General features: G+C 66.3%; 15 protein-coding genes. 13 read left to right on the forward strand and 2 right to left on the reverse strand.

What is annotated here, in order from left to right; translation table 11 throughout:
• The first annotated feature begins 2 nt into the window (after positions 1 to 2).
• The 7 genes from BSQ44_RS09625 to BSQ44_RS09655 are packed head-to-tail and all read left to right on the forward strand — an operon-like array spanning position 3 to position 7,463.
• Positions 3 to 446: a MaoC family dehydratase gene (locus tag BSQ44_RS09625; RefSeq protein WP_072603433.1), complete on the forward strand. Its 444-nt coding sequence runs from the start codon at positions 3 to 5 to the stop codon at positions 444 to 446.
• Positions 447 to 494: 48 nt separating this feature from the next.
• Positions 495 to 1,679 carry a CaiB/BaiF CoA transferase family protein gene (locus BSQ44_RS09630; protein ID WP_072603436.1) on the forward strand — a complete coding sequence of 395 codons (1,185 nt, stop codon included), beginning with the start codon at positions 495 to 497 and terminating at the stop codon, positions 1,677 to 1,679.
• Positions 1,676 to 3,787 carry an acetate--CoA ligase family protein gene (locus tag BSQ44_RS09635; RefSeq protein ID WP_072603438.1) on the forward strand — a complete coding sequence of 704 codons (2,112 nt, stop codon included), beginning with the start codon at positions 1,676 to 1,678 and terminating at the stop codon, positions 3,785 to 3,787. The genes BSQ44_RS09630 and BSQ44_RS09635 overlap by 4 nt, the downstream gene beginning before the upstream one ends.
• A gap of 4 nt (positions 3,788 to 3,791) precedes the next feature.
• Positions 3,792 to 4,958: an acyl-CoA dehydrogenase family protein gene (locus tag BSQ44_RS09640; RefSeq protein WP_072603440.1), complete on the forward strand. Its 1,167-nt coding sequence runs from the start codon at positions 3,792 to 3,794 to the stop codon at positions 4,956 to 4,958.
• Positions 4,959 to 4,960: 2 nt separating this feature from the next.
• Complete coding sequence (locus BSQ44_RS09645) at positions 4,961 to 5,977, forward strand: acyl-CoA dehydrogenase family protein (RefSeq protein WP_072603442.1); 1,017 nt, start codon at positions 4,961 to 4,963, stop codon at positions 5,975 to 5,977.
• 13 nt (positions 5,978 to 5,990) lie between these two features.
• On the forward strand, positions 5,991 to 6,662 hold the full coding sequence (locus BSQ44_RS09650; RefSeq protein ID WP_072603444.1) for a carboxymuconolactone decarboxylase family protein: 672 nt from the start codon (positions 5,991 to 5,993) through the stop codon (positions 6,660 to 6,662).
• A gap of 9 nt (positions 6,663 to 6,671) precedes the next feature.
• Complete coding sequence (locus BSQ44_RS09655; protein WP_083534650.1) at positions 6,672 to 7,463, forward strand: alpha/beta fold hydrolase; 792 nt, start codon at positions 6,672 to 6,674, stop codon at positions 7,461 to 7,463.
• Between the two features lie 13 nt (positions 7,464 to 7,476).
• Here BSQ44_RS09655 and BSQ44_RS09660 read toward each other — a convergent pair whose 3' ends face one another.
• Complete coding sequence (locus tag BSQ44_RS09660; protein ID WP_157894565.1) at positions 7,477 to 8,106, reverse strand: flavin reductase family protein; 630 nt, start codon at positions 8,104 to 8,106, stop codon at positions 7,477 to 7,479.
• A gap of 169 nt (positions 8,107 to 8,275) precedes the next feature.
• Here BSQ44_RS09660 and BSQ44_RS09665 point away from each other — a divergent pair, with 169 nt between their 5' ends.
• On the forward strand, positions 8,276 to 8,872 hold the full coding sequence (locus BSQ44_RS09665) for a glutathione S-transferase family protein (RefSeq protein ID WP_072603446.1): 597 nt from the start codon (positions 8,276 to 8,278) through the stop codon (positions 8,870 to 8,872).
• A gap of 73 nt (positions 8,873 to 8,945) precedes the next feature.
• On the opposite strand, the gene BSQ44_RS09670 is transcribed toward BSQ44_RS09665, so the two are convergent.
• Positions 8,946 to 9,728: an IclR family transcriptional regulator domain-containing protein gene (locus tag BSQ44_RS09670; RefSeq protein ID WP_072603448.1), complete on the reverse strand. Its 783-nt coding sequence runs from the start codon at positions 9,726 to 9,728 to the stop codon at positions 8,946 to 8,948.
• Between the two features lie 113 nt (positions 9,729 to 9,841).
• Between BSQ44_RS09670 and BSQ44_RS09675 the strand changes: the two genes are divergently transcribed.
• From BSQ44_RS09675 to BSQ44_RS09695, 5 genes are read left to right on the forward strand one after another with little or no spacing between them, the layout of a single operon-like run.
• Positions 9,842 to 10,780 carry a DUF6282 family protein gene (locus BSQ44_RS09675; RefSeq protein ID WP_072607971.1) on the forward strand — a complete coding sequence of 313 codons (939 nt, stop codon included), beginning with the start codon at positions 9,842 to 9,844 and terminating at the stop codon, positions 10,778 to 10,780.
• A 49-nt stretch (positions 10,781 to 10,829) separates the two neighbouring features.
• Positions 10,830 to 12,818, forward strand: a complete 1,989-nt coding sequence (locus tag BSQ44_RS09680; protein WP_072603450.1) for a TRAP transporter permease — start codon at positions 10,830 to 10,832, stop codon at positions 12,816 to 12,818.
• Between the two features lie 26 nt (positions 12,819 to 12,844).
• Complete coding sequence (locus BSQ44_RS09685; protein WP_072603453.1) at positions 12,845 to 13,828, forward strand: fumarylacetoacetate hydrolase family protein; 984 nt, start codon at positions 12,845 to 12,847, stop codon at positions 13,826 to 13,828.
• Between the two features lie 29 nt (positions 13,829 to 13,857).
• A complete protein-coding gene (locus tag BSQ44_RS09690) occupies positions 13,858 to 14,886 on the forward strand; it encodes an NAD(P)H-quinone oxidoreductase (RefSeq protein WP_072603455.1) in 1,029 nt (342 codons plus the stop codon).
• The gene (locus tag BSQ44_RS09695) at positions 14,886 to 15,344 is read left to right on the forward strand and encodes a MaoC family dehydratase (protein WP_072603457.1); all 459 of its coding nucleotides are present in this window, start codon (positions 14,886 to 14,888) and stop codon (positions 15,342 to 15,344) included. Before BSQ44_RS09690 ends, BSQ44_RS09695 begins: the two co-directional genes overlap by 1 nt.
• Positions 15,345 to 15,347: the final 3 nt, after the last annotated feature.

The raw sequence follows: 15,347 nt of genomic DNA on the forward strand, positions 1-15,347 counted from the left end.
GGATGAACGCCGAAAAGCTCGAACCCGGTTCGGAATTCTCGCTGGCGCCGCGTCCGATGACGCGCGAGCGCATGCGCTGGTACGTCGATGCGCAGCCAACCATCGCCGCAGACGACGGACGTATCCACACCCAGGAACCCACCATTCACGACGACGACGAGTATGCGCGCAAGCAGGGTCTGCCGGGCATCATCGCCGATGGCATGATCTCCACCAACTGGATCCTCGGCCTGCTGATCGACGTGTACGGCCCCGCCGTGGCCGGGCGCTGCAAGCTTCGTACGAAGTACGTCGCGCCGATCTATGAGGACCAGATCGTGATCACGCGCGCCCGCGTCACCGGCGTGGAGCCTTCGGGCGACGGCAAGGCCTGCCGGCTGGACGTCTGGTGCGAGGACGACGCCGGCACCAAGCTGACGACGGGCGAAGCCACGGTGTTCGTCTGATGCCGCGCACCGGCACGAGCGAATGACGACTGTCGCCGGGAAAGCAGCATGAGCGAGGTTCTTCAGGGTATCCGCGTCCTCGACCTGTCGCGCATCTTCGCGGGACCGGATTCCGCCCAGATGCTGGGCGATCTGGGCGCGGACGTGATCAAGGTCGAAAGCCCCAAGGGCGGCGACGAATGCCGCTATCTCGGCGTGACCAAGGCCGAACTGGAAAAGATCGGCGCGCCGAGCCCCTCTTTCCGATCCTTCAATCGCAACAAGCGCTCGATCGTGCTCGATCTGGCGACCGATGCCGGGCGCGACGCGGTGCGCCGCCTGATGCTGCGGTCCGACGTTGTCCTCAACAATTTCCGCCCGGGAACAATGGAGCGCTGGGGCATCGGCTACGACGATCTCTGCACCGAGCATCCCGGCATGATCTACTGCGACTTCCACGCCTACGGGCCGGTCGGGCCGCTCGCCGACATCGGCGCCAACGACCTCGCGCTGCAGGCGCATTCCGGCCTGATGAGCATAACCGGCGAGGAGGGCGGGCCGCCGGCGCGCGCTGGCAGCGCCATCGTCGACCTGCACGCGAGCCTCGCGATCGTCAGCGGCGTGCTCGCCGCGCTGTTCCACCGCGAACGTACGGGTGAGGGGCAGCGGCTAGACACGTCGCTACTTCTCTCCTCGGCGCACCTGATGAGCTATTTCTACCAGGACTACTGGCTGACCGGGAACGAGCACAGGCGCATGGGCACCGCCAACCACCTGAGCGTGCCCAACCAGGCCTTCCCCGCGAACGACGGCTACGTCGTCATCATCGCCCCGTCAGACGAGATGTGGCGGCGGCTCGCCGCAGCGCTCGATCCCGAGACGCTGGGCGTCGAGACCTTCCGGACGGCCTCGGAGCGGCTGCGCCTGCGCAAGGACGTGGTCGAGGCCATTTCTGCCATCACGCGCGGGCTCAGCAAGCACGAGATTCATGCGAAGCTCAGCCGGGCGAAGGTGAACGTTTCGATCGTCAACGGCATCGGCGAGGCGACCGGGCACCCGCAGCTGGAGGCCGTCGGAGGCATCTTCCACCATGGCGACGGGGAGCGCTATGTCGGGACGCCGTTCCGGCTGCACAAGTCGCCGGGCCGGATGACCCGCGGCTATCCGGGCCTGGGCGAGCACACCGCCGAGATACTTTCGGAGGCGGGCTTCTCCGAGGCGGAGATCGAGGAACTGTCGGGAGAGTGGAAATGAACGCAGCCGCGGGAGGGGCGTCGGGTCTCGATGCCATGATGCGCGCGCGCAGCGTCGCCGTGATCGGGGCCTCGTCGGACGCGGTCAAGATCGGCGGAAAGCCGGTTGCGTTGATGAAGGAGCATTTCCAGGGCTCCATCGTGCCGATCAATCCGAACCGGCCCGAGATCCTCGGCCTGAAGGCCGCGAAGAGCATTTCCGAACTCGACGATGTGCCGGACCTCGCCGTCGTGGCCGTCGGTGCCAAGCTCGCAGAGGGCGCAATCGAGGAATGCCTTCAGGCCGGCGTCCGCTCGATCGTGCTCTTCAGTGCGGGCTTCGGCGAGATCGACGAGGCGGGGCGCGAGGCGCAGGAGCGCATTTCCGCCACGTGCCGCGCCGCCGGCGCGCGGTTGCTCGGTCCCAACAGCCTGGGCCTGATCAACTTCCACACCGGTCTCTACGCCACCTTCTCGGCCGCGCTCGACAATGTCTGGCCGCGCAAGGGCACGGTCGGCATCGCCAGCCAGAGCGGCGCGGTCGGCACCTACATCATGGCGCTCGCGGCGGAGGCCGGCATCGGTTTCAGTCACTTCATCGCCACCGGCAACGAGGCGGACGTCGACGTCGCAGACTGCATCGAATGGCTGGCCGGCGACGCCGACACCAAGGTGATCGTCGCCTACATGGAAGGCTGCCGCGACGGCGAGCGGCTGAAGCGCGCACTGGAGGCGGCAAGACGCGCCCGCAAGCCGGTCATCGCCATCAAGCCCGGTGCCAGCGAGCAGGGCCTTGCCGCCGTCAAGTCGCACACCGGCTCGCTCGCCGGATCGAAGCAGGTGTTCGACGCGGTGCTCGCCGCCTACGGGGCCTGGTCGGCCCACACCATCGAGGAGGCGGTCGACATCGCGCTGGCCGCCAGCACGGGAAAGCTGCCGTCCGGTGAAGACGCGATCATCATAACCCCGTCGGGCGGCGTAGGCATCATGATGGCCGACGCCTGCGCCGAGGCGAACATCGCCCTGCCGCCGCTCGACGCGACCGCCGCCGAAGAGATCAGGGCGCTGCTTCCGCTCGCCAGCACCGGCAATCCGGTCGATACGACCGCGCAGGTCTCCAACGATATCCGCCTCTACGGCCAGGTGATCGACATCGTCGCCACCCGCGCCGACGTGCCGATCCTCTTCATCTTCATGGCCCACATGGGCAAGACGCCCTCGGTCACCGACGTGCTCAAACCCATGCTGCGCGAAGTGGCGAAAAACCATCCCGACCGCGTCATGGCGATCGTCACCCGCGCGGCCGCGGACTTCCGCACCGAGATGACCGATGCGGGCTTCATCGTCTTCGAGGACCCGAACCGCGCGGTCACCGCGGTCTCTGCCCTGACACATTTCGCCCGCCACTTCGCCCGTCCCGCGCGCCGCGAGGACGCGGGTCCCGCCACGGATCAGGCCACCCTCGCAAATGCCGCGGCCGATCCCGCGTCCGGCGCGGCACTGCTCGCCACACTCGGCATCCCGGATCTCCCGTCGAGGCTGGCCGAGACCGCCGACGCGGCGGTCGCAAGTGCGGGGGAGGTCGGCTGGCCCGTCGTCCTCAAGATCGCGTCGCCCGACATCCAGCACAAGACCGAAGTCGGCGGCGTCATCCTTTCGATCCGCGACGAGCCCGCGCTTCGCGACGCCTGGGCGCGCATGATGGCCGACGTGCGCCGCCATGCGCCCGACGCGCGGATTTCGGGCGCGACGATCGCGCCGATGCTGACCGGCGGCATCGAGACGATCGTCGGCTCCCAGAACGATCCGGACTTCGGCCCCGTCGTAATGTTCGGCCTCGGCGGCACGATGGCCGAGGCGCTCAAGGACGTCGTCTTCGCCCCCGCGCCGGTCGATACCGAACAGGCGTACGAGATGATCGGCGCAATCCGGGGCAGCGCCTTGTTCGACGGCTGGCGCGGCGCGCCGCCCGCCGACCGCGAGGCATTGGCCCAGGCGATCGTGGCGGTCTCGCGCTTCGCCGCCGCCAACCGCGACACGGTGGAAAGCCTGGAGGTCAACCCCTTCGTGGCGCTTCCCAAGGGCGGCACGTCTCTCGACATGCTGTTTCAACTGCGCAACCCCGGCTGAGCCCATGGTCGACGTCTCCTTCACCCCCGAGCAGAACGCCTTCCGGATGCGACTGCGCGGCTGGCTGGCGGAAAAGCTTCCGCCCGACTGGGGCGGGCCGCGCTTCATGGGGCCGGACGACGATGCCGAGAACGCCCGCTTCCAGATCGACTGGGAGCGCCGGCTCTACGCTGCCGGCTATCAGGGCATCCACTGGCCGAAAGCCTATGGCGGTCAGGGTCTGACGCTCCTCGAACACCTCATCGCATCGGAGGAACTCGGCCGCGTCTCGGCGCCCGAGGGCATCAACACGCTCGGCAAGGAACTCGTCGGCCCGATCGTTCTCGCGCTCGGCACGGAAGAGCAGAAGAAGACCGTCATCCCGCGGATGCTGCGGCTGGACGACATCTGGTGCCAGGGCTTTTCCGAGCCCGACGCCGGCTCCGACCTCGCTGGCCTGCGCACGCGCGCCGTGCGCGACGGCGACCATTGGGTCGTCAACGGCCAGAAGCTCTGGACCAGCTTCGCGCACCACGCCAACAAGTGCATCCTGCTCGCCCGCACCGATCCGGATGCGCCGAAGCACAAGGGCCTGACCCTCTTCCTCCTCGACATGAAGACGCCGGGCGTGACCGTGCGTCCCCTGCGCCAGATCACCGGCCGCAGCGAGTTCAACGAGGTCTTCTTCGACAATGCCCGCATTCCGCTCGACGCGCATCTGGGCGCCGTCAACGAGGGCTGGAACGCGGCAGTGGGCGTGCTCGGCTTCGAGCGGGCGACCGCGCGCTTCTACCGCCAGTCGCGCTTCACCGCGGAATTCCTCCAACTCGTCGCCAGCCTGAAGCGCCGGTCGGACAAGGCGGCCGACCCGTGGTTCCGCCAGCGTGCCGGCGCGCTCCTAGCCGAACTCCGCATGCACCGGCTCATGAACCTCAAGGTCGCCAGTCGCGTCGTCAACGGTCGCGAGATCGGCTCGGAAGCGAGCGTGGTGAAGCTGTTCTGGAGCGAGATGCACCAGCGCATCATGGATTTTGCTTCCGAAATCTTCGCCGAGGATTTCGTGCTCGACCTGCCCGAAGCCGAGCGGTTCCGCTTCCTCTATATGCACATCCGCGCCGAAACGATCTACGCCGGCACCTCCGAGGTCCAGCGCAACATCATCGGCGAGCGCATGCTCGGGCTGGGGAGGTGACGATGCACTTCGACTTCTCCTTCGAACAGCGCACCCTCGCCGAAAGCGTTGCCAAGATCCTGAAATCCCTGCCGCCGGTTACCCAACCGGCGCCCTATCCATACCATCCCGGTGAGCCCATGAAGGCGCTCGCTTCGCTCGGCCTGTTCGGGGAGGGCGAGGAGGGTTCGCCGCTGGGACATACCGACGCCGTCGCGGTTGCGATGGAGGCAGGCCGGACCATCGTCGCCGCCCCCGTGGTGGAGGCGCTCGCCGCGGCTGTCGCCCTGTCTGGCAGCCGTCCCGAAATCGCCTCGCGCCTCGCCGCCGGCGAGGTCCCCGGCGTGGCTGTGAGTGGTGGCATTGAGAGACGCGGCGGAGAACTTTCCGGCGAGGCGATCGTCCCGCACGGGGCTGCCGCTGGCTTCCTGCTCCTTCCCGTCGCGGGGGAGGGCGCGCGCGACTGGATCCTGGTCCAACCGGGCGATGTCGAGGCTGCTCCCGTCGAGACGACCGACATCACGTCTGGCGCCGCCCGGCTGAAAATCTCCGGCTTTCCTGCCCCGGCCGCCGGAAACGGCGCGGACGCCATGGACCGGGCCCTGCGTCTCTTCGCGCTGGCCGAAATCGTCGGCGCGGCCGATGCCTGCCTCGAACGCACCGTCGCCTACATCTCCGAGCGCAAGCAGTTCGGAAAGCCGATCGGCTCGAACCAGGCGGTCAAGCACATGGCGGCCGACTGCGCGGTGTCGCTCGAAGCCATGAAGGCCGCGGTCGAATATGCCGGCTGGGCGCTCGACGCGGCGCCGGAAGACGAAGCGGCGGCGGAGGAGGCTTCGCTGGCGCTCCTGTCGGCCGCATCCTACGTCGGCGAACATGGCCGCCGCGTCGCCGAGCGCTGCGTCCAGATGCATGGCGGCATCGCCTTCACATGGGATTATGGCCTGCACCTGCCGCTGCGGCGCATCCTGTTCCGCACCGCGACGCTCGCAGGCGTGAGGGACGGACGCAAAGGGCTCGCCGCCCATCTTCTGGACTGAGGGAGGTCAGACCATGGACGCATCGCAAAAGGCCGCGCTGAAGGAGAGGATCGTCGCGGCGCGCGGCTATTGGGCGCGCTTCCACGACGTGCTCCTCGACCGCGCGCCGGAATTCCTCGATGCCTATGTCGCGTTCCAGTCCGGTCCGACCCATTCGGGCGTGCTGCCGAAAAAGCTCTGCGAGTTCGTCTACATCGCCATCGACCTGTCGGTGAACCACATGTACGAGCGCGGCGGTCGCCGCCACATGGAATACGCGCTCAAGGCCGGCGCGACGCCGGAGGAGATACTTCAGGTCATCATGCTGACCACGGTACTCGCCGCCCAACAGCCGATCGATCTCGGCCTGAAGGTGCTGGCCGAGGAGACGGGCGGTGCGGACGGCGATCTGATGAACCGGATCGATCCGGATCTCGCGAAGACCTATCGCGGCTATGCTGACGCCGCAGCCTCCGGGCCGCTCTCGGCCAAGGAGCGCGAGCTCGTCTCGCTGGCGGTCTGCTCCGCCCCCACCGCGCTCTACGAGGACGGCGTGCGCCGGCACATCCGTGCGGCACTCGCGGAAGGCGCGACGCAGCAGGAGATCTACGCGATCCTGCAGCTGTCGGCCGCTCTTTCCATCCACACCTGCACCATCGGCATTCCGGGCTTCGCGGACGTGCTCGACGGCAAGTTCGTCGAATAGGAGCGGATCATGACCGAGTTGACCTTCGCCGAAATCAATGGCGCGGCCTGCCGCTACGCCCTCGACGGGGAGGGCGATCGCACGCTGGTACTGGTGCACGAACTCGGCGGCAGCCTCGACAGCTGGGGCGGCATGATCCCGCTTCTGCCCGCCGGCTGGCGCATCGTCCGCCACGATCTGCGTGGCGCCGGCATGTCCGAGAAGCAGCGCGGCACCAACGATCTCGACGCGCTCGCCGGCGATGTCGCCGCTCTCCTCGACCACCTCGGCATCGAAGGCCCGGTCGTGGTCGCGGGCGCTGCGATGGGCGCCGCGGTCGCCGTGCGCTTCGCGACGCGCTTTCCGGACCGTCTCGAACGGCTCGTGCTCATCGGACCCGCGCTCGGCGTGCCGGCAGAAAGGCGCGAAGCGGCGCGCGCGCTCACCGACCGCATCGAGGTGGACGGCATGCGCGCACTGGCAGAGACCGTGCTGCCGCGCGCCTTTCCGGAGGAACTCTGGTCCTCACCAGAGGACAAGGCGCTGGCGATCGCTCGATGGCTCGGCGCCGATCCGGAAGGCTATGCCGCCAACTACCGCATCCTCGTCGACCAGGATCTGCGCCCCGAACTCGCCGGCATCGCCTGCCCGACGCTGGTGCTGGCCGGCCGCCATGATCCCTTCGGCCCGCCCGAAGCCGTCGATGCTGGGACCGCCGCCCTGAAGATCCGCACCTTCAAGGCGCTCGAAGGCGGCCATTTCATGTGCATCCAGTCGCCGGCACTGGTCGCCGAGGCGATCTCGAAGTTTCTTGCCGGCTGAAACCGGCAGCCGGTCAGCGTTCGTTGATGGTCGGTGGCGGGCGCGAGAAGACTTCGCCCAGTGCCGAGTAGAGGCTGCCGCCGAGGCGTCCGACGGGATCGAGCAGTTCCGGCCGCACCCGCCCGTCGCGCCAGACTTCTGAAGCGATGTGGAGATGCACGATCTCGCCGATCACCAGCATCGACTTGCCGATCGGGACGAACTGCCGGCTCACACATTCGAAATGCGCCTTCGCGGCCGCCACGCGGGGCGGTTTCACCCGCACCGAGGGCGCCGTTTTGAGCCCCGTCAACTGGAACTCGTCCGTCTGCGGCCGCACTGCCGCCGAGGATTCCACCAACTGGTCGACGATAGCCCGATGGGCGATGTTGACCACGAACTCGCCGGTCTCGCGGCAGTTCGCCAGCGTGTCCTTCGTCGTCGGCGAGATGCTGAACAGCACGTGCGGCGGATCGTTCGCCGCGACGTTGAAGAAGGAGAAGGGCGAGAGGTTCGGCACACCGTCCGCGGCCAACGTCGAGATCCATCCGATCGGGCGCGGCACCACCAGCCCGGTCAGGATGAAGTTGATGTCGGTCGGTTCCCAGATCTTGGGATCGACCTCCAGGTCACGATCGAGGTTCTGCGGCGGTTTTTCTGTCAACAGGAATGCTCCGGGACGTCGTTGCGGCCCCGGTCTTCGACCGGAGGCGCAGTCAGGTCAACCTGTCACCGGTGAAAGCGTGTTTTTCGCCTCGTGCGGGTGATCTCTGTCGCGCCCGGTGCTTGAGTGCCGAAACTTCCCACGAACTGCCCCGTCAGCGGAGGCCCAAATGGCCGAAATACTCTATTCGCTACTGTCGCCTTATGCCGCCAAGGCGCGTATGGCGGTCCTTCACACCGGTTTCCCGGCCACGCCGCGGCCAACCGACGCCTTCCAGCCGACGTCGGAGTTCCTCACGGCGAACCCGCTCGGCAAGGTGCCGGTCCTCCTGCTCGACGACGGCCGCGCCCTCCACGACAGCCGCGTCATCATGCGCTTCCTCGACATCTGGTCCGGCGGAAAGCTCTATCCCGCGGACCCCGCTCGGCTGATCGAGGTGGCGCAGTTCGAATCGCTCTGCGATGGCGTCTGCGACTGTTTGCAGGCCATCATGTTCGAGAAACGCTACCGCCCGGAAGAAAAGATGTTCCAGGGCTGGATCGACCGTCAGTGGGAAAAGGCCACGCGCACGCTTGACCGGCTGGAAGCGGACGTCCCCGATCTCGCACCCGACGCGGCGACTCTCGCCCTGCGCGGCACGCTCGGCTACCTGTCGATCCGCTTCGACGGACAATGGGAAGAGACACACCCCCCCCTTGCGACGTGGATCGACCGGTTCGACCGTGCCAACCCGGAAATCGCGACGGCGGCGCCGGGCAAAGGGTGAGAAGACGCAAGGATGAGGATTCGCCTTCACGCGCCGCCGCTCACGACACCTGTTCCAGCCCGCGACCGACGGCTCAGATGAGAGAGCTTTTGTTCAGCCGGGCAAGGTCTTTGGATATCTCCTGCGATGCACTCTTGAGCACCGAAGCATAGCGTTCGCACGCTTCGGTCTGCGACGAGAATGCCGACGTGAAGTAGGTGAGGCCTAGGCTTGCAACGACGCGGCCATTGTCGTTGAAGACGGGAACCGCGATCGTGTTGGAGTTGCGCGGCTCGACCTGCGGCGAGCGGATGGCATAGCCGCGTTCTCGGGTAAGCGCGATCAGTCGGTCGAGTTTTTCGGGATGGCGCGCCAGTTCGTCCTCCGGATCCTCGGATTTGCGCAGCATCCCGACGATGAGGTCGAATTCCTCCGGCGCCGCGAAGGCGAGGTAGGCTAGTCCCATCCCCCGGGTGATGAGCGGCAGACGCATGTTCACGGTCTTGTGGAAGGGCGAGACCGAACTGTCGGGAACGGTGCTGAAGCGCACCACCACGGCGTCGCGGTCCAGCAGCGATATGGAAACCGGCCACTGGTGCTTGCGCGTCAAGGCAATCGCCCACGGCCGCCCGGCCTCCACGACCATCGGCTCCTTGTGGTAGCCGGAACTCAGTGAACTGACGAGCGCACTCAACTGATAGCCGCCGAGACGGGGATCGTTCTCCACGTAGCCGGCGTGCTCCAGCGTCTGCAGGATGCGGACGAGCGTCGGTTTCGGAAGCCCTGTCCGCGCGTGCAGATGACCCACTGACGTGTAGGGCTGCAGGTTCATCTCCTGCAGCACGCTCAGCGCACGCTCGACGGATCGGATGCCCATCACGACCTCCCGGGGCGGATCCCGTTCCGCCAGACGAAATACGGGTGTTTCTGAAGTTGTGGCTGCGCCGTGTCAAGACGTATGCCGAGGCCGCTCACGAAGAGGAGGAAAGCATGGCATCGGCAAATCATCGCGAAGCGGCGCGCGAACTCATTGCGACAATCGACGACGATGTTGCCAACCGGCTTCTGAAAGGTGCGGTCGACCTCCACGTCCACTCCGGCCCATCGACGATGCCGCGCCAGGTAGACCACTTCCAAGCCGTGGAAGAAGCCGCCGCTGCCGGCATGCGCGGCATCATGTTCAAGGACCATCACTATTCCGTCGCTCCCTTCATCCCGATCATGGATCGTGTCCTGGGACACCTCGGCGTGGCGATGTATGGTGGCCTGGTACTCAACAACTCCACGGGCGGCCTCAATCCCTTCGTCGTCGATGCTCAGCTGAAGCAGGGCGCGAGGCTCGTCTGGATGCCGACAGCCCAGTCGGCCAACCACATCCGCAGTTCGCATCGCAAGACGCGACTGGCTTCGAACGTGCAGCTGAAGCCGTCCCCCGGGATCACGGTGGTGGATTCCTACGGTGAAATCCTCGACGTCGTGAAGGAGATCCTCGATTCGATCGCCGAGTTCGACGCCATCCTCTCCTCCGGCCATCTGCATGTCTGGGAGATCTGGAAGCTCTTCCACGAAGCGAAGAAGCGCGGGGTCAAGCGGCTTCTGGTCAATCATCCGATGTACGGGCTGCACTTCACCTACGAGGACATCGCGGAGATGGCCGAGTTCGGCGCGCACATCGAGCAATCGGCCTGCCTCTATGTCGATTCCCGTTTCAACGTGTACTCCCCGCAGGAACTCAAGGAGCACATCGAGGCCGCGGGGGTCGCACATTCGTCGATCGGCTCCGATCTCGGTCAGGTCGACAATCCCACTCCTGTGGAGGGCATGCGCCAGGCGATCAAGCTCTGCCTCGCTCTCGGCTTCAGCGAGGATGACGTGCGCCTCATGGTACGCGACAATCCCGCAAGGCTGATCGGACTCGATATAGAATAGGCTCCGTTGCCCCAGCCAGCAGGCGGGGCGGACGGTTCCGGGAGGATTTATGGCCGAAGTCGAACCAGACGCATCGAAGTTCGAAGCGGGGCCGCGCAAGCTGGCGGGACTTGCCCGCTGGGCCGTGCGGGTCGCCGCCTTCGCCATGCTCGTGCTCGCGGTGAACCAGGTCTTCAACCTCGGCTTCTTCGTCGGCTACACGCTGATCGATCTGCGCTATTACTATGCCATCATCGCGCTGGCGCTGTTCTGCTGTTTCCTCGTCTACCCGGCCCGGTCGAGCGCGCGAACGCTGGCGCCAGGCTGGTACGACTGGCTTCTGGCCGTCGCCATCGTGGTCGTTTGCGCCTACTTCCTCGTCAACGCGCTCGACATCGCCTTGCGCGGATGGGAAATGGCGCCGCCCGAAACGGCCGTCTATTTCGCCTTCGCGCTCTGGCTGCTCGTGCTCGAGGCCGGACGTCGTGCCGGAGGCCTGCCGCTGGCGATCGTCGTCCTCCTGATGTCGCTTTATCCGATCTATACAGAGTACCTGCCGACGGCGATTTCCGGCTTCGCGTCGGGTCCCGTCTACACCGCCGCCTACCATGCGATGGGTTCGGAGAGCATCCTCGGCATCCCCATGCGCACCTTCGCGCAGCTCATCATCGGCTTCCTGCTCTTCGGAGCGGCCCTCCAGCAGACCGGCGCGGGCAAGTTCTTCATGGACCTCTCCTTTGCGCTGCTCGGAAAGGTACGCGGCGGCCCGGCGAAGGTTTCGATCGTCTCAAGCGGCCTGCTCGGTTCGATGAGCGGCAGCGTCATCACCAACGTGCTTACGACCGGCATCATGACCATCCCCGCGATGCGCCGCATCGGCCTGCGCGGCACGGTGGCGGCCGGTATCGAGACATGCGCTTCGACGGGCGGCGTCCTGATGCCGCCGGTGATGGGAGCCACGGCCTTCGTCATGGCAAGCGTCATGAACGTTCCCTATGCCGACATCGCGCTCGCCGCCATCATACCGTCCTTCCTCTATTTCTTCGGCCTTTTCGTGCAGATCGACGCTATCGCCGGCAAGGAGAATTTGAAAGGCCTCCCGGCAGAAGAACTGCCCTCGCTGCGCACGACGCTCAAGGAGGGCTGGTACTACATCTTCGCCTTCGCGCTCCTCATCTACATGCTGCTCGTCATGCGGCGCGAGGCTTTGGCGCCCTACTACGCGACCCCGCTCCTGATCCTGCTCAACCAGCTCTTCTCCAAGAAGCATCGCTGGGGCTGGAGTGATGTCGGCCGGTTCTTCGACGATCTCGGCTCGCTCTTCGCCAACATGGTCGCGATCCTCGCCGCCGTCGGCATGATCATCGGCGCCCTGTCGATGACCGGCGTGGCCGCGACGCTGGTCAATGATCTCCTGAGGCTGGCGGACGGGAACTCGTTCCTGCTGCTCCTCATGGGCGCGTTCACCGGGCTGATCCTGGGTGTCGGCATGACCTCGACGGCGGCCTACATCTTCCTTGCCATCCTGCTCGCCCCGGCGCTGATCCAGGTCGGGCTGAACCCGATGGCGGTGCACATGTTCATCTTCTACTGGGGCATGCTGTCCTTCATCACGCCACCCGTCGCGCTTGGCGCCTTCGCGGCGGCCTCCATCGCCAAGACGCCGCCGATGAAGACGGGCTTCGAGGCCATGCGGCTCGGCAGCGTCATCTACTTCATCCCCTTCTTCTTTGTGCTGGAGCCCGCCCTGGTTCTCCAGGGCACTCCGTCGGAGATCGTCACGTCGACCTTGCTGGCCATCGCAGGAATCGCGCTCTTCGCCTGGTCGCTGCAGGGGTACATCCCGCTCGTCGGCCCGTTGTTTGGCGGTCGCTGGTACGCCCTGCCGCTGCGTATCGTCCTGCTCGGCTCCGCGATCCTGATCGCCTTGCCGCAGGAGGGCGTCCCGGGTTGGTCGGACATCGAGCTTCTGCTGGCGGCGCTCGCGATCGGTCTGCCCGTCGTCGCACTGGCATTTTTCCAGAACAGGGCCGCGCCCCGCCATTCCGCCGTCGTTTGACGGCCGACCGACCAAGGAGAGAACGTGTGAAACTCGGAACGATCAATCATCAGGGACGCCCCGCCCTCGTCGCCATGAAGGACGGTGCTGTCGTGCTGCTGTCGGAGCTTTATGCGAGCGCCGGACTTGGCACTTCGCCCGCAACGATGAACGACCTCATCGAGGGCGGCGAATCCGAACTCGCGAAGGCGCGACAGGCCGTCGAAAAAGGCAGTGCGACGCCTCTCGACGATGCCGGCATCGACTGGCTGCCGCCTCAGACGCGGCCTTCCAAGGTGCTCGGCGTCGCCTTCAACAACATGGGCATCCGCAAGTCCGCCCATAAGGATCCCGGCGTGCCCAACTTCTTCCTGAAGGCGCCGTCCTGCCTCACCGGGCACGGCAAGCCGGTCATCATGGAAGAGCACTACGGCGAGACGATCCCGGAGCTGGAACTGGCCGCCGTCCTCGGCAAGAGGTGCAAGAACGTCTCGGTCGAAGAGGCCCGCGACGCGGTGTTCGGGTACACGATCACCAACGACGTGACCTCGCACGGTCTGAAGTTTGGCCTCGATTCGATCGCCACCACGCGCGAGCCGGACCTCATCCGCCCGCACCACCTTGCCTGGCGCAACAGTCATGGCGAAGACGACCGCGACGTCTACTTCGTCTACCATACGCGTTCCAAGGCGACCGACACGTTCGGCCCGATCGGTCCCTGGCTGACCACCGCCGACGAAGTCGCCGACCCCAATGCCCTCGAGGTGAAGGGCTGGTTCGACGGTGAGCCTTTCGCGGTCGATTCGACCTCCAGCTACCGCTTCAAGGTCGAAGAGGTCATCGCCGAAGCGAGCCGCTATTTCACGCTTGAACCCGGCGACGTCATCTGCTTCGGCACCTCTGCCAAGGGCGTCGGCAAGTTCCCGAACGGGCACCGCTCGGTCAACATGCACAAGCTCTCCGGCGTCATCGACATCGAGATCGAAGGACTCGGCCGGCTCTCCAACCCGGTCGTCCACAACTGGAAGTGAGCCGGCAGCGCATGAGCCAGGAGAGTGCGATGCGGGTGATCGAATTCGCCGGAGCGGGCGGACCGGAGGTGCTGCGCATCGCGGAGCATCCACGACCGGTGCCGGGACACGGCGAGGTGGTGATCAAGGTCGCGGCGGCGGGCGTGAACCGGCCGGACATCCAGCAGCGGCGGGGACTGTATCCCCCGCCGCCCGGCGCCTCCCCCATTCCCGGCCTCGACGTCGCAGGCGTCGTCGAGGACGTCGGTCCGGGTGTCTCGGCCGTATCGGTCGGCGACGCTGTCTGCGCCCTCGCCAACGGCGGCGGCTATGCCGAGTTCTGCTGCGTCCCGGCCCTGCAATGCATGCCACTCCCGCGCGGCTTCACCTTCATCCAGGCGGCGTCGCTTCCCGAAGTCTACTTCACCGCCTGGAACAACGTCATCTGGCTCGGCCGGCTCGCCGAAGGCGAAAGCCTGCTGGTGCAGGGCGGCACCAGCGGTGTCGGCATGGCGGCGATCCAGATGGCGCGCAAGCTGCGCAATGCCTCAGTCTACGCAACGGCCGGAACCGAGGAAAAGCTGGCCGTCTGCCGCGAAACCGGCGCGCAGGCGGCGGTCAGCTATAAAGGTCCGTGGGATGACGAGATCCGGTCGCTCACCGGCGGCGAAGGCGTGGATGTCATCCTCGACGCCCAGGCAGGCCCCTATACGCAGCGACAGCTCGATCTACTCAAGCCGGACGGGCGTCTGGTCTTCATCGCCAGCCACCTCGGCGAGACGGCCGAGGTGAACATCCGGTCGGTGGTGCGGCGCAGGCTGACGCTTGCTGGCTCGACGCTGCGGCCCCGATCGGCCGAATACAAGGGCCGGATCGCCGCCGAACTGGTCGAACAGGTCTGGCCGTTGCTGGAGAGCGGCGCGATCGCCACGCGCATCCATGCGGTGTTTCCGTTCGAAGACGTGCAGTCCGCGCATCGCCTGCTCGACGAGAACGAGCAGATCGGCAAGGTGGTTCTGGCGGTCGACACGTCCATCGCCGAGACCGTTGCGCGCGATCTGCCGGAGGGGAGAAACTGATGCTGACCGTAGAATACGCCTCCGATCTCGCGGCTCATGCCGGACAGGCGATCGGCCACTCCGGATGGGTCGAGATCACGCAGGCCGCGATCGACGATTTCGCCCGTCTGACGGGCGACGATCACTGGATCCATGTCGATGTGGAACGCGCCGCGCGCGAGATGCCGAGGGGCAAGACCATCGCCCACGGGCTCTATGTCGTGTCCCTGATGCCGCGCATGCAGCGCGACATCTACAAGGTGGCCAGGCGTGGCCGTGGCCTGAACTACGGATACGACAGGCTTCGCTTCGTCCTGCCGATCCCGGTTGGCAGCCGTGTGCGCCTTTCCCTCACCATCGTCGAGGCCGCCCCCCACGCGCGCGGGACGCGCCTGACCAGCGAAGCGTCGATGGAGATGGAAGGCGCGGACAAGCCGGCAATCGTCGCGCGGCACATCATGCTGATCGAGAACCCCTGAGGG

This window comes from Aquibium oceanicum, assembly GCF_001889605.1.
GTDB lineage: Bacteria > Pseudomonadota > Alphaproteobacteria > Rhizobiales > Rhizobiaceae > Aquibium > Aquibium oceanicum.